Raw genomic sequence first — 20,806 nt, 5'->3', positions numbered from 1 at the left:
TGAAGATGGGGGTCACGCAAACAGCTTCGCGAGCGTGCGCAGCTTCGCGAACGTGACGTCCGGACTGGCCCGGAGGTTTCGGATGAGCGATGCGATGCTGGCGGCGGTGATCTTCGGTTTGGTGAAGCTGCGCGGCATCCGCGGGCCCCACTGCGACATCGCTTCACGGCTGACTTCATGGATGCCCGTCGCCACGTCCGCCGTGAACATGTCCCCATCGCAATAGTGTTCGTGCTTGTCGCCCCAGGGGTCCTGCCAATAGTCGAAGACCTGGCTGCCGAGAATGTGGCGACCCATTCCCCATGCGTGCGTCCATCCTTTTTCGCTCAGCACACGCTGCCCGATCCCCACGGCGTCCGCGTCCACCAGCTCGAATGCCGAGTGGCTGTAAAGCGCTGCGAACCCCTGTGCCAATGCCAGCGTATGGTGATCCGTGGGGGTCGCCCCGCGATCGAGCCGCAAGAACGCGACGGCGGGCGATCCATCCGGCAACACCTGAACGTCGCTCGGGATGAAACCGAAGTGAGACGTGTACCACGCGCAAGTCGCCTGGAAATCGGCGAGTTCGAGCACGACATGACCGAGGCGAATCACTTCCGGCGCCGCCAGCGGCGCACGCTGGGTATCGTTCACGCGAACGACGGAATCGGGCGAGTTGAACGGTAACGCCGACCGGTGCGGCAGGGCGCCGGCCCGCGCTTGTCCCGCGACCGCGTCGACACGAAAACCCGACGGATCGACGAGCGTGACGCGATGGCCGCCACCGGGCCACGGCGACGGCGCCACGTCCGACGCGCCTGGCACGCCGGCGAGCTTTCGCAGTGCGTCGATGCCGTCCACTTCAAGCCCGAAGCCGACGAACCGGTTTTTTTCAGCCCGCCGGACGACGTAGCAGAACGGTGTGGCGGCCGTGCCTCGAAGGAACAAATGTTCGCCGTCACGGGATACCGTCCGCAGGCCGAAGTCGTTGAGAAATCGTTCGGCCCGTTCGAGATCGGGACGCTCGAACATCAGATAGGAAAGCGCCCGAGCCTTCGTCGTCGGCTGGGGACTCCGTGCGGGTTGTGCAGTCGTGAGCTTCATGGGGGCCTCAGGAAATCGGCTGGGCAATGTGATCGGACAGCGACGACAACGCGGTGCGCGCACCAAGCAATTGCAGGGATTCGAGAACCAGACGGGTCGAGTCGGCGACCGGGCCTTCGTGCAGGACCGTTTTGTCCGGCCGAATCACGGCCGCCCAGCCAAACCGCACGACACCCGGCATGAACGTACCGTCCAGGTCCTCCCATCCGTCGTCCTCGATGCGATGAAGGCGCTGCCCGCGGTGCATCACCTGCACCACGACGCCGCCCGCCGCGATCAGCGCGGCTCGCGCGCCGGCGTCGAGCTCGACGCCCGGATCCCGTCCGAATCCGATCAGCGCGAGACCAGTACCGAACACGTCGTCGCTCAGGCGGATCGTCCCATCGTGCCTGCGCAGCCATCCCTGCGGCAGGGCTGCGCCGCGCACGAGCCGCGTGGACGAATGGCCGGGGACGAACAGACCGCTCCGGAACGCATTCTTCGGCTTGATCCCGAGTTCGTCGAAGTGATTCCGTAGCGGCGGAACGAGCCGCGTCAATCGCATCAGACCATGCGTGAACAACGCGATCCCGGCGTTTCGCGGCATCACGAGCTTGCCCATGAATTTCGCGACGCCGATCATCGCCTTGGCGTGCGGTCGGCGTTCCCGATCGTAGGAATCCAGAATTTGCGGGGTTGCGTGGCCTTTGACGACCCACGCCAGTTTCCAGCCGAGATTCGCGGCATCGCGCAGGCCGGCGACGAGCCCCTGGCCGACGAACGGCGGCGTGATATGGGCGGCATCGCCCGCGAGAAAAACGCGCCCTTTGCTGAACGTCGTGACGGTTCGGGCATGAAAACGGTACACGGCCTTGCGTTCGATCACCATGTCCTCGATGCCGCCCCACGGCGCGAGCAGTTCGCGGATGCGTTCGTCGGATTCCATCTCTTCGCGCGTCTCGTCGGGATGGAGCATGAACTCCCAACGCTCGCGCCCCCCGGGTGCGGTCATATGAGGCGTCGGTCGCCGGTGGTCACAGATGAATTCGACGTGGTCGATGGGTCGGCGCACGTTTCGCGCATCGACGATCAACCAGTCCTCCGCGAACGTCTTGCCCTTGAAATCCTGTCCGATCAGCTGGCGCACGATCGAGCTGGCGCCGTCGGCACCGACGACGTAGCGGGCGCGCACGACGTGCCGTGCGCCCGGCCCGCTGTCGAGCGTGGCGGCGACGTGGTCCGCGTGCTCGTCGAGCGAGACGAGCGTCACACCGAGCGCCATTCGGGCCGTGCGGTGCGCGGCCAGTCGGGCACGCAAGCATCGCTCCAGGTCCGGTTGATAGAACGTCACGAGCTTCGGATGGCCGTCGATGCTCCCCAGCGTATTGATGCGCCCGAACTCGCCGAACCAGGGCGAGCGCATCCGGACGTACGGAATCGCCACCGTATCGAGGTCGGCTTCGTTCACCCCGACGTACTGCAGGATGCGAAGCGCGTCGTTGTCGAGCGCGATCGCACGCGGCGCCATGAAGATCTCCGCCGCCCTGTCGACGACGAGCACGCGCACGCCGTCCCGGCCGAGAAGCGCACCGATCGCCGCGCCGACGGGACCGCAGCCCACCACGAGCACGTCTACCTCCGACGGCAAGTCGCGGCCGCCGGCACAGTTCGCGTTGTCGTTGCCTTCATGGACGCCCGGCTCGCACGTCAGTTTTGTCTCCACCACCGTTCCGTCTCCCATTCTCGGGACTGGCCACTGCTGGCCGCCTTGATGACATTAAAGTCATAACTGATAACTTTGTCAATTTTGATGTTCGAACGTATACTCGAACACCGAAACCATGCGCACGCCGATGCCCAACACTTCTTCCCGTCGCACCAGAACACCGTCGCCGGCCGTCTCGAACGGGCAAGCGCCGTCGAGCCCCGAGGTTCGCGAGCCGCGGGGCGCGCGCCGCAAGCGCGAGACGCGCGCGCGCCTGCTGGATGCCGCCTTTGTACTCATGGCGCAAAAGGGGATGGAAGGCGTCGCGATCAATGAAATTACGGAAGCCGCGGACGTGGGTTTCGGGTCGTTCTACAACCACTTCGAATCGAAAGAGGCGATTCATGCCGCGGTGTTGGAAATCGTGTTCGAGGAGTTCGCGGATACCCTGGACCGCATCGCAGGCGGCCTCACCGACCCGGCCGAGATCATTTCCGTGTCGCTGCGCCATACATTGCTGCGAGCCAGAGGCGAGCCGGTCTGGGGACAATTTCTCCTGCGCGAGGGGTTGTCCATGCGAGCGCTCAGCCGCGGCCTCGGACCGCGGTTGTTGAGGGATATTCAGAAAGGCATCCTCGCGGGGAGGTTCTCGGCAAGCGACCCGCTGATGAGCGTGATCACGGTCGGGGGCGCGGTACTGACCGCCATTGCGATCGAGCTCCGATTCGATGCGGACGAGAAGCCGGTTACCGACATGTTGAACATGATCGGGTACAGTCAGAACGGCTTTGCCGAACGGGCAGCTTCATCCCTGTTGCAAACCTTGGGTGTGCCGCGAACTGAAGCGATAGAGATCGCGAATCGCCCGTTGCCGCCCGCCGTGACGCCTGCGCCCAACGAATCGCAAGAACGTTAGCGGTCCATCGTTCGGCTGTGATGGGCAGAACCTTGGCGGGTAACCGACGGCGTACCGATCGACATCCAAGGGCCATCACGTCGTGTTCCGGTGAGTGAACGGCGGGCGTTTCCCCTGTCGCCCTCGTCATCGACCGTGCCCGTCGTTCTCCCTGTATTGCCGCCGAACAGGTCGCTGGTGGCACTCTCGTTAGATGTTCGCCTGTCGAATGGAGTCGAATTTGACCTCGGCGAGGCGATTGTCGACGACTTGCCTTCGGTAATCCAGATGTTCGGGAGGCTGACATGTTTCGGTTCGACGACGGGCTGAAGGCCTACCGTAAGCGGTGCGACAACAACACCACTCAACCGCTTGGGATAGCCCGAACCCACGCCCCATCGGATGGTCTCGCGCCGCTATAATCGTGAGACGATCAGGTTGGGGAAAGCATCGCATGGCCACAAGTTCAAAACGTCAGGCGATCGTCGATACGGCGACACGATTATTTACGCAATACGGCTACCACGCCGTCGGGATCGACAGAATCATCGAAGAAGCAGGAGTGGCGAAGATGACGCTATTCCGATACTTCTCGACCAAGAACGATTTGATCTCCGAGGTTCTGACTCAGCGCGCGCACAGTGCACTGGGGTCGATGGCCAGTGCAGTTGCTACCCGGAACACACCGATTGAACGGTTGAGGGAAGTGTTTTCCTGGCACGATCGCTGGTTCAATGCACGCGACTTTGGGGGCTGCATGTTCACCAGTGCACTCTCGGAGTTTCACGCCGAACCCGGCGAGATTATTCGCATCTCGACCAAACAGAAAGTTCAGCTCCGTCTCTTCATCCAGAACCTGTTGCGTGATCTTGTACCCGCAACGTCGATCGAATCGACGGCTCGCCAAGTCGTCATGTTGCTCGACGGCGCCACACTAGCCGCCGTGATCGGCGACAAAACCAATGCAGCCAACGAAGCATGGCAAGCAACGGAGTGTCTGTTGCACGCAGTCCAAGCCCCCGTCGCCATGCTATGACACGTATCAGGCAGCCATCGAAATCTGCTCACCCGCCTGTTGTTGCCCCATTTCGATCAATCGAGCCAGTAACGCATCGTAATAGTCATTGCAGGTTGCCATTCTCAGCGACGCGCCAACCAGGATGTCCTTTGCCACGGTTGGCGTTTCGTTGACGATTGGAACAATGACGTTCGACAGCCATCCTTCCCCATGAATTACGTCAATCGTCACGTGCTCGTCGTAGTAGTCAAGCTCAGCGTCACGGCCTAACCCGACACGCCGGCACCCGCGCGCCAGCTTTTCGTACTGTGACGGGTCAAGCAATTCGGTCATTGCCATGATGCCCAGCAGCTTGAAGTAATGCTGCCGATTCACGCTCGACAGCATGAACAGGTTGTAACCCGCCAATCCTTGCCACCCAAGTTCGCTGGCATGGTCGTCGGACGCGCTACTCACTCCGACCGTGCTGAGCAAGCTCCGGAATAGAGTCACATGGCTGCGCGCGGCGTCGCCGCGTCCCGATTCGTCCCAGAAATTCTGCGCCAACTCGCGCCGCACGCCTTCACGCGATCCGATCATTGAATACACCAGCAGATCGAAAAAACGAATATTCAACGCGCTGTCACTCTTGAAGAATGCGACGATCTGCTCGAGCGACGCGCTCCTTTCCAGGAAATCGAACAACGGATGCGACGCGACCGGATGTTGCACCCACAAGCGCTTGAGCCTCTGCGTAAGCGCCGAGCCGTCAAGATGCGCGGGGCATTCATCACCGACGCGACGCATTTCATTGTCGAGCCATGCCCGCTCGATACATCGACGCACACGCGTCAGCGACGGATTGAACTGATTGGCGGCACGTGGCGACGCGCCGTCGACGACGTGTAGTTCATACAGCAGGAACAACGTTCGATGAACTGCATTTGCAGCATCCGTGTCGCGCTTGATAAGCGCACGCTCGAGCGCATCGCGCACACGTTGCAGGAATACCTCTTCCCATTCCGGGTGCAATTCCGCTTGTTCCTCGAGCAGCATATTGTCGAGCAATCCCGATACCGCCTGGTCCAGCGGGAGCGACAGTGAGGTCAGCAGAGGTACCGGCACGGCCGCTATGTCAGGGAAAGCATTCCTGATGTATTGCTCTTCGAGCATGTTGCTTCCTTTCTACTTGTGAAAAAGCGCTACGTCACGCGATGTAACGAAAATCAAAGAGACCGACAGGCACGCGCCTGTTAATCAACGGAGAAACAAATACGGGCGCCACAGGCAGGTGCTCGATCGCCTCTTACCGACAACAACCAGACGAAAGCCGGTCAAAACTCCGCCCGGCTTCTGTGCCATACGGGCGCCTCGATGGCAACTAGGCGAACTGAACCTGATTCGAAATAACTACGTCGTGACTGGCAAAGTTCAGAACGATTCGATCGCCTTCCTTGATGCTGAAACCAGCATGAAAGCTGCTCCGATCGGCACCAATGAACACATAATGAATTCGCCCCGGGTGGCTCAGCGCCGAATAGGAAAACAAGTGATCGACCATATCCGCCAAGCGGTAGCCGAGAGCATCCAGTCCCGTCTTGAAATTTCCCTTCCAAGCAACCGCACCGTCGCGCTCGATCGAAACTTCACCCTGTACGCTTTGCGGTGGTGGCGCGATATGGAACCAGCTGGAAACGGCAGCATCACATAGCTTTGCATATGCGAGATGGCCCGGATGCCGTTTGAAGCGGCCGATATCCGTCAGGTCGTTCCCGAATGTGTAACCACAGTATTCCGGCCGCCCATCTGCGTTGCTGCGGTAGACAAGCACGACCTCAGCTTCTTCGCACAGTGCCAGAGCCTGCCTGGGTGCGCGCAGTGGTTGACCGGACAGTTTCACGGATGATCCCAGTCCCTTGACAAACCAATTTGGCAACACAATCTCGCCATGGTCATCGCGCGCGGATTCGATCTTGACGTTGTGGGTCTGCATGAATCCGCTGGCCATTGCGTCCCCGGCCGCATCGGGGAAGAGCGGCGGCAACGGCGAAAAGTCGATCATGTCTTGATCCGAAAATCTCACCGACGACGCGCTTTTCAACAGATATTCCTTCGCAACGACCGCGTCAGTCTTGCCGCCAGTCGCTTCGCACAGTTTTGCCAACGAGATTCGATAGAGCTCGTTCGGCAGTGTCACGCCTGACTCGACAAATCCCACAAAACGCTCTCCGCGGAGTACGCCTTCCATAAACTTGATAGTCATTTCATAGCCTTTTTCTGGACGGTGATTTTTCGATTTCAGCCACGGGGCTTACTTCATCAGGATTTCGACTAGTGCAGGCTTGCGCTGAGTCACAACGTAATGTGCCGCTTCACCGACAATTTGCTCGATTTCGCTTGCTCGATCGATGCGAGGAAACGACTTGATTCCGAACCCTTCGGCAATCTTGACGAAATCGACCGGTGTCTCGAAGAAACTCGTCGCAACGTGTGACAGATCCTCAACGCGATTCCTGGCCTTCGCGATACGTTCAGCATGCTGCGTTGAATTCAAGTACAACCTATTGTTCATAATGATGACCAGCAACGGAACATCGTACGAACTCAATGTCCAGAGTGCGCTGGGTGTATAAAGAAAATCGCCATCCGCCTGCAGGTCGATGCATAGGACATCATCATTACGATGCGCGATTGCCGCCCCGATGGATGCGCCCAGCCCGTACCCCAATCCAGCACCACCGTTTAGCCCGAGATAGGAACCCGGTCGTTCAATATCCCATAGCTTCTTGACCCAGCCATCGATGGTGAGACTACCCGTATTCGTGAGGATCCAGTCTCTGTCTTGCACTACCTGAAATATTTCTCGCACTGCCGTCGCGACATGGATCTCGTTGTCTTCGGCGCGAAGTTGCCGCACGTCGAGGTCCCATTCCCTCCGCACCCGCTCATGATGTACCGTCAATGCGCGAACTCTCTCTTCCCGTTCAGGACGAGCGTGTCTGTCGGCGGCATCAGCTACGGCGCGTTCCAAAGCTTCAACAGTTGTCCGAGTGTCGGCAATCGCACCCAGGTTAACCGGAACAAACTGCTGATAGTCCGCAGCCCATTTACTTGGCAACGTGTCGCTCGTGCTCAACGTAACCACGGTGACATCCTCAATAGCAGGCATACCGTCGGTTACGGGAAGAAACGCCCCCAAAGCACCGGCAAGGTCCTGGACTTCGATCGCCAACACCAGATCGGCCTCCTTGAGCATGTCAGGTGGTGCGTTGGACACATTCAACGGGTGAACATTGGGAAAATTGAATCGATTACCACGATCGATCACCGCCATCCCGACCTGTTCCGCCAACGAGATGAGCGGTGCGACGGTTGCCGGATCTCGCCCACTGAAATCAATGATCAGAACCGGCATGCGCGCCGACAGCAGCCTTTCCGTCAGATTCTCGATGAAGGGTGCATCGGCTGCCGGCAGCCTGCTAGGAGTGGTCGCGGTCGGTGGCAGCAGTTGCGCCGCACTTTCGACTTCTTGTTCCTGAACGTCAAAGTCGATAGCCACGTAGCACGGGGCATGCATCTCGGTGTTCATCAACTTGAAGGCTCGATAAAGCGATTCGACTGTTGCCCTCTGACTGGTTGGTTGATCGCACCATTTGACGAAATCCTTCACGGCGGACTCAATGTTTTGCGACGTATGGATCCAGTCAATCCACGGTCGCCGCTTTGCGGCATCAATCGGCCCGTTACCACCAATCAGCAACAGTGGCACCCGGTCGCACCATGCATTAAAGATCGCCATTGACCCGTGCAAGAGCCCAACATTCGCATGCAGGAACACTGCCATATGTCGATTGCATGCCTTGTAATAGCCGTGCGCCATGGCTACCGCGATCTCCTCATGACATGCCATAAGGATCTCAGGCGAATCCTCTCGATGTACCAACGAGTCGTGGATTCCCCGGAAGGAGGCACCGGGGTTGAAGGCTACGTACTCGATTTCTTGTTGTTTGAGAAAGTCTACGATCAGATCGGAAAAATAGCGTTTCATGTCGAATGTCAAGCCTCGGTATAGTGGGATGTCGCGGTCCATTCATCTGCTGATCGGCTGTAGCCGAAAGCCAGATACTTGGAAATCTCAGTCGAAGTCGATAGTCCCAACCCGAATCCGGCTGGTGGCGGAACCGTGCTTCTTGCCCTGTCAAAACTCAGATCAGGAGAAACGATCATGCTGTCGAAGAAGCGATCGGCTTGCCCTCCCTCCACCGCAATTGCATCTCGGTGCAGGGAAGCAAGCAATCTTCCGGCCTGGATCAGCGGTCCGCATTCGGCGACCTGCACACCGATCTGGAACTGGATACCGAAGCTCTTGGCGAGCTCGATCATTTCGATGGACCGGAGTACCCCCCCGCATTTCGACACGCGTACATTCACCGCATCACAACTGTCGCTACCTATGGCGCGCCGCAGATCATCTAACGTTGAGACCGACTCATCGAGCATGATCGAGATCCCCGTCTGAACGCGCAGCTCATGCAATTCGGTCCAAGATCTCTTCGAGAACGGCTCTTCAACCATCGTCAATCCGGCTTCACGAAGCTTTCTCACGTGCTCGACAGCCTCGATAAGACTCCAGCTCATATTGGCGTCGATGACGATCGGTGTGTCGTCCCCGATGGCCCTTCTGATCTCTGTCACGGTCTCGAGATCTTTCGCTCTGTCACGATGAGCTTTGATCTTGACGAAATGAAACGGACCTCGCTCCCGCAAGAAATCATCGACTGTCAGATTCTGGTCAAGGACCTGCGATATCTTGATTGGCGCGCTGCTCTCGGCCAAAGAAGCACCATTACGCAACATCGCATCCAATGAAACCCGGGTCCGCTTGCCGATCCAGTCAAGAATCGCAAGCTCCACGATGCATACAACGTTGTTGGCTGCCGTGAAATCGAAGGCGGCCTCAATACCCAGCCGCTTGATGCGATAGAGAACGTCATTCGGCGACTCGCTCAGCAGTTCGTCGATGATGCGCGCCAGCGGAAGGCTCCTCAACGCATCACAAACAGTCACGCACGTCTCGCCCGTGACGTAACTTCGCGGCGCGCATTCGCCAAGACCCACGCAACCCGAGATATCCAGTTCGAGCACCACGCTTTCGGACGTCGTACGTGTGGCTGCAGGGTGGCCGAACCCAACCCGCATGGGCTGCTGCACGTGATAGACGCGGACATCATGCATAGACTTCTCGAGCCTGAAGTAAAACGAACGCTGACGCCCAGTCAATCAGCTCACGCCTGACCTCGGTGTAGAAAAGGTAGTGCTTGTGGGTCGGCAACTTCAGAACCGACCCGCGAGATTGCGTCATCCTGAGGAAGGCGTTGTGGGCGCTCTCGAGGTCGATAATCGGATCAGATGTTCCAGACACGTACGCCATCGGAACCGAAGGCAAATCCCCTTGAGCGTCAACGTACAGTCGCTCGATCTCAATCAGCGATCGCCTCGATCTCTTGGTGATCTCCCTGATCGCGAGATCATCCTCGTCGATGAATGCTTGATATTGTCTGGAGTCGGTGAAATCCGAAGAACGCAACCCTGCATCCCACATTTCATCGCTGCTTTCTGCCGCAATCTTCTCCAGCTCGCTTTCGGGCAAGCTCGCATGCAACTTCCCAAGCCAAGTGGAACAAAATATCGCTGCATCGTACGGGACGTCGAATGACGGGTGATGCATCACGGCCGCCATGAAGGACCCGCCGAGACAGTGGCCAAACAAGCAAAGAGGCGTGTCGTCGCCGATGAATTCGCGGACCCATTTCAGGGCAGCAACATAGTCGGCTACGACCACTTCCGCCGGCGGAATGTCGCCTCGATCTCCGTCGCTTATCCCGCTCCCGCGCCTGTCCAGAACGAATACTGATACGTCGTTGTTTGCAAATTGGCGCCCGGCCTCCCACAGCCAGCCGGCGTGGCTCTGCAACCCATGAAAGTAGAACACTGCTGCCTTGGGGTTTTCAGGCAGCCACGCGTGCATGGCGAGCTCCGTCGGGCCACGACGAATCTTCCTGATTTCCCTGCGCAGATTGGAGGGATGTGTCTTCAATTCGAGCATGATTTGATGTTCCGGTAGTCGTTACTGGCCTGACAGTTCGCCAAGAAATTCCGTATCTTTCTGGAACGGTTTGTACTTGTATTGGTTCGCGTTTCCTTTCTGGCGCTTTCTCTCGACAAACGCCTGAATGCTGTTCTCCGGAACCACATGAACCTCGATCGGCCCTAAGCGGTTCGACACGCGCTTGGATTCGTATTCGATGCTGATGTCTTGTAACGCACTTTCGACATGGCGCGAGAGGGTTGCACCAAGTGTGACGTCGGCGCCGCGGGCCTCGGCCACGACGACATAGCTCGGCGGCTGCCCCCAACGTGGGCCGCACAGATAAAGACCAATCTGCCGGTCCGCTGCTGCAAAGCCCCGTCTCAACGCGGCCGTGACTTGGTGTTCGGTCAGCTTTTCACCAGTGAACGAATGAAATACTCCGTCGCGATGCAGGAAATGGATCCACGGCGTGCCATCCACGACGCGATCTACGTGGTAGATATCTCCGGTCCAAAGACGATATAGCCCGTTGGCCTGAGACATGATCACGTGATAGTTCTTCCCTGCCGTCAGTTGGTGTGCCAGTAGTGTCTGCGGTTTCTCCCCACGCTCTACGAGTTCTCCCAAGGGCACGTCGTCTTCCACAAACTCAAAGAACGCCTGGTTGATCGCGAGCGGCTGGCTATATGCGTCTTCGCTGACCGGAATCGTAACCACCCCTTCCGTTCCGCAGCTCATGAACGGCAGCCGCGCGACGCCGGGAAAGATTTCTTCCAGTGCTTGTTGATACAAGCCAGCGGATGCCGACAGCCAGCATGCATACAAACCCAAGGTCGGCCAAATATCCTTCAACGTGAAGCCTGGGTTCGCAAGAACCTTCTCCAGCCGATCGGCCTCGTGCGGATCCGCGTTGCACAATGGCTGTCCATCGATCGTCCCATTTCTGACATCGGCAACCAGCTTCTCCTTACTGGTGCCGATGTGGTCTCGAAGCGAAAGCAACGTGCTCGGATTAATGGCGTTGATGAAATACAGGTCCTTTCCCACGAGGTGCCGAACCCTGCAATACATCTTGTCTTCGAAGGAAACCGGCGCGTTCTCGCAAAACCAAGGCGCCTCGTACCACGGCGGATTCCAATCCATGCTGTTCATCCGTGGATGACGATTGCTGACCGCCTGGAATGGAACACCATGGATGTAGTCCTGTGCATTCTCGCGAACGGTCTGCGTATCGAGCGTCGCATAGGGATTCGACAAAAGCTCCGGGTGGAGCCGACTGTAGGTTCCCCACATCGCTTTCATTGCCGGGATCCGGTAGTTCAGTACCCAATGCAGCGTATAGGGCACACGCTTCGGCGTACCAGTCGTCCCGCTTGTTTTGAGCCATCGCATCACCGGGCTGCAGGTCAGCACTCCACCTTTTGTACGAATCTCGCGATCGATAAGGGGGACGAAATCATCGTAGCGCATGATCGGCAACGTGCTGCGATAGTCATCGACTCCCGACACGCTTGAGTATCCGCACTCTTGCCAATGCAGAGAGCCCTTACTGACGGATATCACGTCTCGAAGCACGTCTTGTTGGGTGCCTTGAGGGTCGCGGGTGGCCGTCTCGAATCGCTGCAACTCTGCGAGACATTCTGAAGAAAATGCGTCCTTCCGACTCTCCCAGTACTTCATCCACTCGTTAGGAATGCTATTCATATCAATCAACCTCATCCAAAAAAATGGACAATTAGTTAAATTTACTTACGAATTCTCAAAGCGGTAACCAACAATGCGCCAGCAAACAGAACAGATGCAACCCAGAACGCCAGATGCATGCCATATTCGAAATTCGAGCTCAATCCAATCAGGCCACCAAGGACAGCGATTCCCATCACACTACCGCTCTGACGGGCTGCGTTGATCACGCCAGATACGATACCGGCCTGTCCGGCCGGAGCCGCCGACATGCCCGCAGCAACAGTCGCCGGCGCAGTAAACGACATGCCGAAACCAACCGCGAGCATCGGTATCAGAACGGAAACGTATGAGCTATTTCCGTTTGCGAAGGTCAATCCGAAGAGGCCGAGCGCACCGGCAAGCAGGCCGACTTTCATCGGGAAACCTGGCCCGGTTCGAGCCGTGACTCGTCCGCAATAAAAGGCGGTAAGTGAGCAAACAATCGCCTGAGGCAGAAGGGCCAAGCCTGTTTCCATCGTCGAATATTTGCAGATCTGTTGAAAATACAGGCTCAGTACAAACAGCTGTCCGTAGAACCCGAAATTGATGATCATCCCCACAGTCGTCGCCGCCGAAAAGATTCGCGACCGGAAAATCCCGCGCGGCAACATCGGATTGGCAGAGAATCGCTCAATCCCAAGGAACAGGCATGTCGCGATTGCGAACGCGGCTGCCGCGATCTGCACATCGCGGCTCGACCATCCGTGTGCGCCGGCGGAAATGAACAGAAACGCGAGTGCACCCAGTGCGACGGCGGAAAGCACCTGTGCCCCAAAGTTGATCCGGCGAGCCTCCCCCGGCATCTTCGGCAAATAGCGCGCCGAGAGGATTACGCCCAGGATGCCGAAAGGCACGTTGACCAGAAATACGGAGGGCCATCCGAACATCGAGATGAGGAAACCACCGAGCACCGGACCGGCGGCCACTGCCACGCCACCGACCCCACCCCAAACTCCGAACGCACGCGCGCGGTCAGCCGGTTCAACAAATATTTTCTGAAGAAGCGACAGCGACGTCGCGACAAGCAGCGCGGCCCCAACGCCTTGGAGAACGCGTGACGCAAGCAGTGCACCCAGACTTGTCGACAGCCCGCACAAGGCAGATGCCAACGAGAAAACAATCAGACCGACATTGAATACCTTCTTCGGCCCGAAGATATCGCCAAGCGCTCCAGCGCTTAGCAACAGAGCTGCAAACGCCAGCGTGTAAGAGTCCACCGTCCACTGCAATCCGCTCAAACCAACGTGCAGGCTGAGGCGCAGGCTGTTCAATGCAACATTGACGACAGTGGCGTCCAAGCTGACCATAAAGAAGCCAATGCAAACCGTGATCAGGGCACGCGACTTGACGATTTCTCGCGATTGCGCATCGGCTTCTTCGATCACGGACGTAAAGAGACTATTGTCAGACAAGGGAACCTCCTCCATCGACGACCAATGTCGTACCCGTGATGTGCTTGTGATTCGCCAGGAACACAATTGCATCCGCTACAAGCTCTGGAGTGCCGATTTTCTCGACGGGGAGACGCGCACCAATACTTTTTCGTTCTTCCTCGTTCAGATGTACCAACATCGACGCATTGCCAAGTATTCCAGGCGACACCACATTCACACGAACAGGAGCCCGCTCGAGCGCCAACCCTTTTGCCAGGCTCTCCAATGCCGCGTTGATTGCTCCGATAAGCGCAGTATTCTTCGTAGGCCTCGACGCAAGAATTCCCGACACGAACGTCAACGACCCGCCCTGATTGATTTTTACCTCTCTGGCAATTCGATAAGCACCCCAGAATTTTGAGTTCATCGCACCATACGCTCGGTCGAGAGGAATCGACTTGATACTCCCTGTAGGAAGCGGGGTGGACGCGGTAGTAACTACTACATGATCGAACGCATCCAACGACGCGATCGCATCTGCAACACTTTCATCATCGCAAACATCCACCACGGCGCCTGACGCACTGGCACCGATGATCGAAAGCGAACGATCAATACTCGCAGCCGATCTCGACATGACAGTAACGTCGGCACCACTCGTGGCGAATGCCCGTGCAGCGGCCAAGCCGATTCCCGACGTTCCACCGACAACCAGAATTTTCTGCTTCTCGGCCCTGCTTTTCATCTCAGACATCGACATGCTCCTTTTCATTATCGGCAACGACCGGAGTATTTGTGGCGGCCAATGCGCCCAGAAACGCAGCAATGACACTTTCGGCTACCGCGTCAGCATCCTTCGTAAACTGACCCCAAGGACCAGGTCGCCCAGACCCAAACTGCATGAGCCAACGTGTGTGCTCGACTGGAATCCCGATCACATGGATCGCGCTGTCCGGTCCTTCTCTCGACATTGCATTGAACGGTGCGCGCGTCACGGCCACACCGCCTGTATCGAATGTGTCTTGACCAAGCGAATTCGTAAAACTTGTCACGGTTCCAGACGCAAGCAAATTCCGAAATAGAGGTGAACTATCGGCGTGTACGTTCTGAGGAGGGATCCGTGCGTCGACTAACGTGCTCGCCCTAAACACATCACCTGATACCTGAGGCGACGACACGACGAACGCTTTCTCTGCGACGGACACGGAAAATTCTGCCTTCGGCCCTGCAAAAGTCAGGATATTCGCGTGGATGAGTGCGAGGACTTGCTTCAATCGCACCGCCGGCGGTCCCGCCGACAGCATCGAATAGATCCCGACAAACGAACCGAGAAAATCGTGTTGGTGGGAAGCAGGGGTCAGCCCGGCATAGTCGACTGCATACTTTAGGATCGGACGGATGTCCCTCAATACGTCAGTGGCTGCCTTGACGGCCCCCCTGACATTGCCTTTCCCCGCATTCTCGATATCGTTTCGAATCCACTTCTCCAGTTCGCCCGAATACTCTTTCGCATTACGAAATAATTTACCAGCAAAAGGCCGTGACCATTTTTCCAGGTCTACTCCTTCGATTCCGTGAGCACCGAACGATTCGGCTGTCTTTCTGATGATGTCCTTCGGTAGGAGTGCATCGATATCCTCGCCGACGTTGTTCACGGCCGCATCGACAAATCCACTCGCATACACTCGACCTCGGGTCTCCCTGAGAATGCATGCGAAATAGACCAGTTGCATCTCGCCCTCGAGCCACGGAAGGACGTCCCGACGGAAATCCAGTTTGGTTGCCACTCGAGCCAATCGAATCTGCTGCATTCTCGACTCGGTGAGCAACCGTGGCGTGTATTGATAGTCAGCGGCTTTTTCATTCGTGGCGCGAGCCGGAAACGGAACTCCGCTACGCGATCCGGCATGAATTCTCGGCTCCTTGCCGCTCGGAATGTAGACCAGATCGCCATCAGCTGCAGTTTCGTACCGACCGCCACGCCCCTCGGTGAGGCTGGCCATAACGTCGTAGAACGCGAGGCCACAGCCAATGACGCCGACTCTCTCTCCCGGCTGAATCGCAGAAAGTTGCATATCCGCGGCCGAATTTCCTTCGATGTACCTCAACCCGGGATGCTGCCTTGCAAAGAGAGAAAACTCCAGCTGTGAGGCACTCAATTCCGGAACAGGATGACCAGTAGCGAGTACAACTTTGTCTGCATCAAATGTAGAACGATCGGAAAGCATGACAGTTCGCCTTCTATCGCTTTTTTGTACATCGATAACAGCACCTCTAATCACACGGACATCCGCATGACGTGACAGGTCATTTATTATTCGATCAAAAGCAAATTTAAGATATTTACCATATACGTATCGTGGTGCCAGGCCATTTGGCTCGGCATTACCAGAATCGACCTCAGCCCACCATTCAGCCAGTGACGGCCCCGCCATCGGGCGAACGTCGCCGCCGTCCGGTGGACCGGAAAATATTGTCGTTTCCTTTGCTGGGGTGTTCATGAGTAACCAGCTGGGCTGGTCCGGACGCCAAATGCGACCGCCACCGATTTCATGCGCGTCAACCACGTATATGCAAATATCGCCGATAACCGGTGAAGCGTTGCGTTCATTCGCCAATCTCGCCGCAATCCGCTCCAAAACGGATATGCCACGAGGACCGCAGCCGATCACTGCAATTGTGAAAGGCACAGCTTTGCGCGTGGATGGTGCACGACCCGTACTCATCACGTTTCTCTCAGAGGATTATGAATGATTTTGCTGATACTGAACTGCCTGGCGAGCGATTTACGCATTCCCGATTTCGCATCGCAATATACAGATCTGTCTACCTGCGCAATCTACAGGAGTTTTTGCGGCTCCGCAACAATGTGAATAAATAATGTTTTAGTAATAATTGTTTAGAAAACGTAATGACTAGCTGTTAAAAATAACAGGGAAAGTCAGCATGATCAGTGTCCCGGCTAATCAGAAGCGACTGGCATTTCTCCGCAGTATGACCGGTCGCGATTGCTTGAGCGCATGGATCGAGACAAGGCGAGAAGCGGTTTTAGAGGGGGTATATAGGGTTGCTAAGTTTCGCCGCGAGTTGTTAGCAGGCATCGGAACAAGCGGGGCGGGGGAGATGGGCACGTCGTTCATCAAGGGGCAATTGTGGGCAGCGATCGATCCGCTGCTGACGCCGGCCACGTTGCGCCGTGAGAAAAGCCCAGGGCGCCAGCTTGTTTCGAATCGCCTCGTGCCGACTAGCGTCGTGTTCACATTCGAGACCCTACTGTGCTGGCTCGACTCGCCCTCCAAAGTTGGATGCCCATGCGTGAAATGTTCGCTAGGGCTAAACAAATGGCAGGCCCTTTTTGTCGATCGCGAGAGGATAGCGTTCTAGACGCAGAAAATTGTCGACACTCCCATCACGGTGTCCGGAACCTCAATGATTCAGCGGTTCGGGGCAATTACCTCCTCGAATAGCGAAACACTGCGCGAAGCAGTCAAAACGTAATTGCATGCTGCTCGGGATTCCGTGTGCCGACGAAACATCAGCTCCGCCGCAAGTTAACGCAGACGGACCTCAGGAGCGAATCGGTTGAGTGCCGACCAAGGCGGCCGACCGCGACCGGCATCTCTGGTCGAATATTGCTCATAACAGACCAATGACAGCATTTATACCGAATATTTATAAAATTCAAGAATATAACATGTAAGTTTATCGATAATCGTTTCTTTTATTCAAAGACAACTTATTGAGACTACGGACATCTTTTCTGAGAGCCAACACGTAGCGCTGACGACCGCGGTCACGCACTCCCACGCCCCGTACCGGCAATCGTCAATTTAACTGTACCGGTACTGTACAGAAAACCGTCGCTACACTGACTCCATCCCAGCCTCGAACCGAATGGAGAATCCGCGATGGAATTCCTCACCCTCAGCGCGCTGCCCGCCGGCATGCTGTTCGCGCTCGTCACGACGATCACGCCCGGCCCGAACAACACGATGCTGCTCGCGTCCGGCGTCAACTTCGGTTTTCGCCGTACGATGCCGCACCTGTTCGGCATCAGCATCGGCGTCGCGATCCTGATGCTCTGCGTCGGCTTCGGCCTCGGCGAAGCGTTCAAGCGCCTGCCGCTGCTGTACACGCTCCTCGAAGTGGCGAGCGTCGCCTATCTGCTGTACCTCGCGTGGCGCATCGGCACGTCGGGCGAAGTGAAGGCGCACGGAGCCAAATCGCGGCCGATGACGTTCATCGAAGCCGCCGCATTCCAGTGGGTCAACCCGAAGGCGTGGATGATGGTGCTGACCGCCGCGACGACGATCCGCCTGTCCGCCGACTATGGAATGAATGCCGCATGGATGGCCATCCTGTTCATCCTGATCGGCTTCCCGTGCATCAGCCTGTGGGCCGCGTTCGGCCTCGGCCTGCGCCGCTTCCTGTCGAATCCCCGCGCGCTGCGCATCTTCAACGTGACGATGGCCGTGCTGCTGATCCTGTCGCTGTACCCGCTCGTCGCCCATCTGCTGCCGCAGTAAGCGCTCACGAGCGCCCGTTGAGCTTCAGGTGATGCAGGCGTACCCTTTCGGTACGGGCGCGTGCAACCGCTTCGGCGGTTGCACCGCTGCTCTGCATGGAGATTGCCGATGAAGCCAATGCTCAGAGCGGGCGAGCACATCGAGGGTATGCACTGGATCGCCGAGTATCACCCGCTCACGCACGATATCCGCGTGCTGCGCGAGAACATCGAAGTCGGCACCTACTGCGCGCCGCCGACGCTGTTCGGCGACGAGGCGGGAATGGGCGCCGCGAACCATGACGATCATCGCGGCCGGGAAGCCGCGCTGCGCGCGTATCTGCGCAACTTCGTCAAGGAGCACGACGCGGAGGAGTAACGGTGCGACGGCCGCAATGTCGACGGGCCGCGAAGGCGGCCCGGTCTGTCGTCGTGCGCCGGTCGATCTGCTCTCGACCGGCCCGAATCCATCACGCGCCGGGCCGATGCAACGCACCGGCCCGCGCGCCGCTCAATGTCCGAGCGACTCGATCTTGCCCGCCGGCTGCGCCACGCCATGCGGGCGCGCCATCTGCTTGATCAGCAGCGCGACACACGCGAGCACGCCCGCGACGGCGATCGTCGCGAACACCCCCGCGAACGAGAAGTGCCGGCGCGTCAGCTCGGCGACGAGGAACGACCCCGCGATCCCGCCGAAACGGCCGACGCCGAGCATCCACGCGACACCCGTGCCGCGCCCTTCGGTCGGATAGAACGCGGCGGCCAGCGCCGGCATCGACGACTGCGCAGTGTTCATCAGCACGCCGGCCACGAACACGACCAGCACCAGCAGCCCGACGTTGCCGGCCGCCTGCCCGATCGCATACACGCTCACCGCCGTCAGCGCGTAGCACACGGCGATCACGCGGTTCGCGTTGAAGCGGTCCATCAGCACGCCGCACAGCACGGCGCCCACGCCGCCGAGCGGGAACAGCGCCGAGATCAGCGTCGCGCTCTTCGGCGTCAGGCCCGCATCCTTCAGCAGGATCGGCATCCAGTTGATCGACGCGTAGAAGATCACGAGGCCCATGAAGTACGCGAGCCACAGCATCACCGAGCCGACGATGTACGAGCGCGACAGCACGACGCCGAGGCCCTTGCCGCCCGTCTGCGGTGCGGCTTCGGTCAATGCGAACGAGCCGGCGTTCAACGCGTCGCGCGAGATGCGTGCGAGCGTGGCGCGGATCTTGTCGACGGACTGACCGGTCGCGACCATGAAACGCACCGATTCCGGCATCTTCAGCAGCAACAGCACGCCGAGCAGCAGCGGCGTCACGCCGCCGAGCACCAGCACGCTGCGCCAGCCGAAATGTGGAATCATCCACGCGGCCAGGAAGCCGCCGAACGCGGCGCCGAGCGGAAAGCCGCAGAACATCAGGTTGATCACGGTCGCGCGGCGCTTATCCGGGCAGAATTCGCCCATCATCGTGACCGCGTTCGGCATCGCGGCGCCGAGCCCGACGCCGGTGATGAAGCGCAGGATGGTCAGGTGTCCGATCGTGTTCGAGAACGCGGACATCAGGCACGCGACGCCGAACAGGAACACCGAGCCGAGCAGCAGCGAGCGGCGGCCGAGCCGGTCGGACAGCGGGCCCGACACGAGCGCGCCGCACGCGAGGCCGAACAGCGCGGCGCTCAACACGGGCGCGAGATCGGGCTTGGTGAGGTTCCATTCGCCGAGCAGCGACGGCGCGATGAAGCCGATCGCGGCCGTATCGAAGCCGTCGAGCAGCACGATCACGAAACACATGAGGAACACGAGCCATTGAAAGCCGCCGAACGGCTGCTCGTTGATGAAGGTCTGGACATCGACCACGGGTGCGCGATTCATCGCTAGTCTCCTTGTCGGCCGGCGTGGGCGCGTCTGCGCTTGCGCCGGTCCCATGCAACATTGATATATGCAAGAAGCGCGGCCTCGTGGCCGCGCCTTTCCTTCGTTCACGCACCGATTCGCTGCCGGTGCGCTCTTCATCGACGACTGCCCGCCAGCCTCGGTGGGCCGCCCGATCAGATCATCGCCGGCACTTAACCGGCCGCATCCTGTTCCTTGAAGATCTTGTCCGCGAGATGGAACGCGGAATTCGCGGCCGGCACGCCGCAATAGATCGCGGTCTGCAGCAGCACTTCCTTGATCTCGTCGCGCGTCACGCCGTTGTTGCGCGCGGCGCGCAGGTGCAGCGCCAGTTCCTCGCCGCGATTCAGCGCGACCATCATCGCGATGGTCAGCAGGCTGCGCGTATGGCGCGGCAGCCCGTCGCGGGTCCAGATCTCGCCCCATGCATAGCGCGTGATCAGGTTCTGGAATTCGTCGGTCACCTCGGTGCGGTTCTCGATCGAACGGTCGACGTGCGCGTCGCCGAGCACCGCGCGACGCACCTTCATCCCTGCTTCATAACGTTCCTGGTCATCCATCGC

General features: G+C 58.5%; 17 protein-coding genes. 4 read left to right on the top strand and 13 right to left on the bottom strand.

Annotated elements, in window-relative coordinates; all coding sequences use genetic code 11:
- Positions 1–12: 12 nt before the first annotated feature.
- On the bottom strand, positions 13–1,083 hold the full coding sequence (locus DTA15_RS05565) for a VOC family protein (RefSeq protein WP_012493005.1): 1,071 nt from the start codon (positions 1,081–1,083) through the stop codon (positions 13–15).
- 7 nt (positions 1,084–1,090) lie between these two features.
- On the bottom strand, positions 1,091–2,803 hold the full coding sequence (locus DTA15_RS05560; protein ID WP_012493004.1) for a bifunctional 3-(3-hydroxy-phenyl)propionate/3-hydroxycinnamic acid hydroxylase: 1,713 nt from the start codon (positions 2,801–2,803) through the stop codon (positions 1,091–1,093).
- Between the two features lie 100 nt (positions 2,804–2,903).
- On the opposite strand from DTA15_RS05560, the gene DTA15_RS05555 reads away from it, so the two are divergent.
- The gene (locus tag DTA15_RS05555; RefSeq protein ID WP_006482323.1) at positions 2,904–3,683 is read left to right on the top strand and encodes a TetR/AcrR family transcriptional regulator; all 780 of its coding nucleotides are present in this window, start codon (positions 2,904–2,906) and stop codon (positions 3,681–3,683) included.
- A gap of 433 nt (positions 3,684–4,116) precedes the next feature.
- Positions 4,117–4,698 (top strand): TetR/AcrR family transcriptional regulator, encoded by a 582-nt coding sequence (locus DTA15_RS05550; RefSeq protein ID WP_006494084.1) that lies wholly within the window; start codon positions 4,117–4,119, stop codon positions 4,696–4,698.
- 6 nt (positions 4,699–4,704) lie between these two features.
- On the opposite strand, the gene DTA15_RS05545 is transcribed toward DTA15_RS05550, so the two are convergent.
- From DTA15_RS05545 to DTA15_RS05505, 9 genes are all read right to left on the bottom strand, one after another.
- Complete coding sequence (locus DTA15_RS05545) at positions 4,705–5,832, bottom strand: iron-containing redox enzyme family protein (protein ID WP_006482304.1); 1,128 nt, start codon at positions 5,830–5,832, stop codon at positions 4,705–4,707.
- Between the two features lie 208 nt (positions 5,833–6,040).
- The gene (locus DTA15_RS05540; RefSeq protein WP_012493002.1) at positions 6,041–6,922 is read right to left on the bottom strand and encodes a hypothetical protein; all 882 of its coding nucleotides are present in this window, start codon (positions 6,920–6,922) and stop codon (positions 6,041–6,043) included.
- A gap of 48 nt (positions 6,923–6,970) precedes the next feature.
- Positions 6,971–8,707 (bottom strand): thiamine pyrophosphate-binding protein, encoded by a 1,737-nt coding sequence (locus tag DTA15_RS05535; protein WP_227743171.1) that lies wholly within the window; start codon positions 8,705–8,707, stop codon positions 6,971–6,973.
- A gap of 8 nt (positions 8,708–8,715) precedes the next feature.
- Positions 8,716–9,894, bottom strand: coding sequence for an enolase C-terminal domain-like protein (locus DTA15_RS05530; RefSeq protein WP_012493001.1), 1,179 nt, complete (start codon positions 9,892–9,894; stop codon positions 8,716–8,718).
- Positions 9,887–10,765 carry an alpha/beta hydrolase gene (locus DTA15_RS05525; RefSeq protein ID WP_012493000.1) on the bottom strand — a complete coding sequence of 293 codons (879 nt, stop codon included), beginning with the start codon at positions 10,763–10,765 and terminating at the stop codon, positions 9,887–9,889. The genes DTA15_RS05530 and DTA15_RS05525 overlap by 8 nt, the downstream gene beginning before the upstream one ends.
- Before the next feature lie 21 nt (positions 10,766–10,786).
- On the bottom strand, positions 10,787–12,454 hold the full coding sequence (locus DTA15_RS05520) for a GH3 family acyl-acid amido synthetase (RefSeq protein ID WP_006482332.1): 1,668 nt from the start codon (positions 12,452–12,454) through the stop codon (positions 10,787–10,789).
- A 41-nt stretch (positions 12,455–12,495) separates the two neighbouring features.
- Positions 12,496–13,887 carry an MFS transporter gene (locus DTA15_RS05515; RefSeq protein WP_006494092.1) on the bottom strand — a complete coding sequence of 464 codons (1,392 nt, stop codon included), beginning with the start codon at positions 13,885–13,887 and terminating at the stop codon, positions 12,496–12,498.
- On the bottom strand, positions 13,880–14,593 hold the full coding sequence (locus DTA15_RS05510) for an SDR family oxidoreductase (RefSeq protein WP_012492998.1): 714 nt from the start codon (positions 14,591–14,593) through the stop codon (positions 13,880–13,882). Before DTA15_RS05510 ends, DTA15_RS05515 begins: the two co-directional genes overlap by 8 nt.
- 1 nt (position 14,594) lies before the next feature.
- Positions 14,595–16,574: an FAD/NAD(P)-binding protein gene (locus DTA15_RS05505; protein WP_006482288.1), complete on the bottom strand. Its 1,980-nt coding sequence runs from the start codon at positions 16,572–16,574 to the stop codon at positions 14,595–14,597.
- Between the two features lie 1,182 nt (positions 16,575–17,756).
- Here DTA15_RS05505 and DTA15_RS05500 point away from each other — a divergent pair.
- Entirely contained in the window at positions 17,757–18,374 is a 618-nt protein-coding gene (locus tag DTA15_RS05500) for a LysE family translocator (protein ID WP_006482276.1), read from the top strand.
- Between the two features lie 108 nt (positions 18,375–18,482).
- Positions 18,483–18,731 (top strand): hypothetical protein, encoded by a 249-nt coding sequence (locus DTA15_RS05495; protein ID WP_012492997.1) that lies wholly within the window; start codon positions 18,483–18,485, stop codon positions 18,729–18,731.
- Positions 18,732–18,863: 132 nt separating this feature from the next.
- On the opposite strand, the gene DTA15_RS05490 is transcribed toward DTA15_RS05495, so the two are convergent.
- Both DTA15_RS05490 and pcaC read right to left on the bottom strand, forming a co-directional pair.
- Complete coding sequence (locus tag DTA15_RS05490) at positions 18,864–20,222, bottom strand: MFS transporter (protein ID WP_006482278.1); 1,359 nt, start codon at positions 20,220–20,222, stop codon at positions 18,864–18,866.
- 194 nt (positions 20,223–20,416) lie between these two features.
- Entirely contained in the window at positions 20,417–20,803 is a 387-nt protein-coding gene (pcaC, locus tag DTA15_RS05485) for a 4-carboxymuconolactone decarboxylase (protein ID WP_006480129.1), read from the bottom strand.
- Positions 20,804–20,806: the final 3 nt, after the last annotated feature.

It is taken from the genome of Burkholderia cenocepacia (genome assembly GCF_900446215.1).
In the GTDB taxonomy this organism is placed as follows: Bacteria; Pseudomonadota; Gammaproteobacteria; order Burkholderiales; family Burkholderiaceae; genus Burkholderia; species Burkholderia cenocepacia.
The sequence above is the reverse complement of the archived record's forward strand: the minus strand, read 5'-3'. Positions and strand labels throughout refer to the sequence as shown.

Excerpts from the sequence above, each read along its gene's own strand:
- DTA15_RS05560 (WP_012493004.1), bottom strand. The coding sequence starts at position 2,803 with ATGGGAGACGGAACGGTGGTGGAGACAAAACTGACGTGCGAGCCGGGC.
- DTA15_RS05550 (WP_006494084.1), top strand. The coding sequence starts at position 4,117 with ATGGCCACAAGTTCAAAACGTCAGGCGATCGTCGATACGGCGACACGA.
- DTA15_RS05545 (WP_006482304.1), bottom strand. The coding sequence starts at position 5,832 with ATGCTCGAAGAGCAATACATCAGGAATGCTTTCCCTGACATAGCGGCC.
- DTA15_RS05530 (WP_012493001.1), bottom strand. The coding sequence starts at position 9,894 with ATGCATGATGTCCGCGTCTATCACGTGCAGCAGCCCATGCGGGTTGGG.
- DTA15_RS05490 (WP_006482278.1), bottom strand. The coding sequence starts at position 20,222 with ATGAATCGCGCACCCGTGGTCGATGTCCAGACCTTCATCAACGAGCAG.
- DTA15_RS05520 (WP_006482332.1), bottom strand. The coding sequence starts at position 12,454 with ATGAATAGCATTCCTAACGAGTGGATGAAGTACTGGGAGAGTCGGAAG.
- DTA15_RS05510 (WP_012492998.1), bottom strand. The coding sequence starts at position 14,593 with ATGAAAAGCAGGGCCGAGAAGCAGAAAATTCTGGTTGTCGGTGGAACG.
- DTA15_RS05495 (WP_012492997.1), top strand. The coding sequence starts at position 18,483 with ATGAAGCCAATGCTCAGAGCGGGCGAGCACATCGAGGGTATGCACTGG.
- pcaC (WP_006480129.1), bottom strand. The coding sequence starts at position 20,803 with ATGGATGACCAGGAACGTTATGAAGCAGGGATGAAGGTGCGTCGCGCG.
- DTA15_RS05540 (WP_012493002.1), bottom strand. The coding sequence starts at position 6,922 with ATGACTATCAAGTTTATGGAAGGCGTACTCCGCGGAGAGCGTTTTGTG.
- DTA15_RS05525 (WP_012493000.1), bottom strand. The coding sequence starts at position 10,765 with ATGCTCGAATTGAAGACACATCCCTCCAATCTGCGCAGGGAAATCAGG.
- DTA15_RS05500 (WP_006482276.1), top strand. The coding sequence starts at position 17,757 with ATGGAATTCCTCACCCTCAGCGCGCTGCCCGCCGGCATGCTGTTCGCG.
- DTA15_RS05535 (WP_227743171.1), bottom strand. The coding sequence starts at position 8,707 with ATGAAACGCTATTTTTCCGATCTGATCGTAGACTTTCTCAAACAACAA.
- DTA15_RS05555 (WP_006482323.1), top strand. The coding sequence starts at position 2,904 with ATGCGCACGCCGATGCCCAACACTTCTTCCCGTCGCACCAGAACACCG.
- DTA15_RS05565 (WP_012493005.1), bottom strand. The coding sequence starts at position 1,083 with ATGAAGCTCACGACTGCACAACCCGCACGGAGTCCCCAGCCGACGACG.
- DTA15_RS05505 (WP_006482288.1), bottom strand. The coding sequence starts at position 16,574 with ATGAGTACGGGTCGTGCACCATCCACGCGCAAAGCTGTGCCTTTCACA.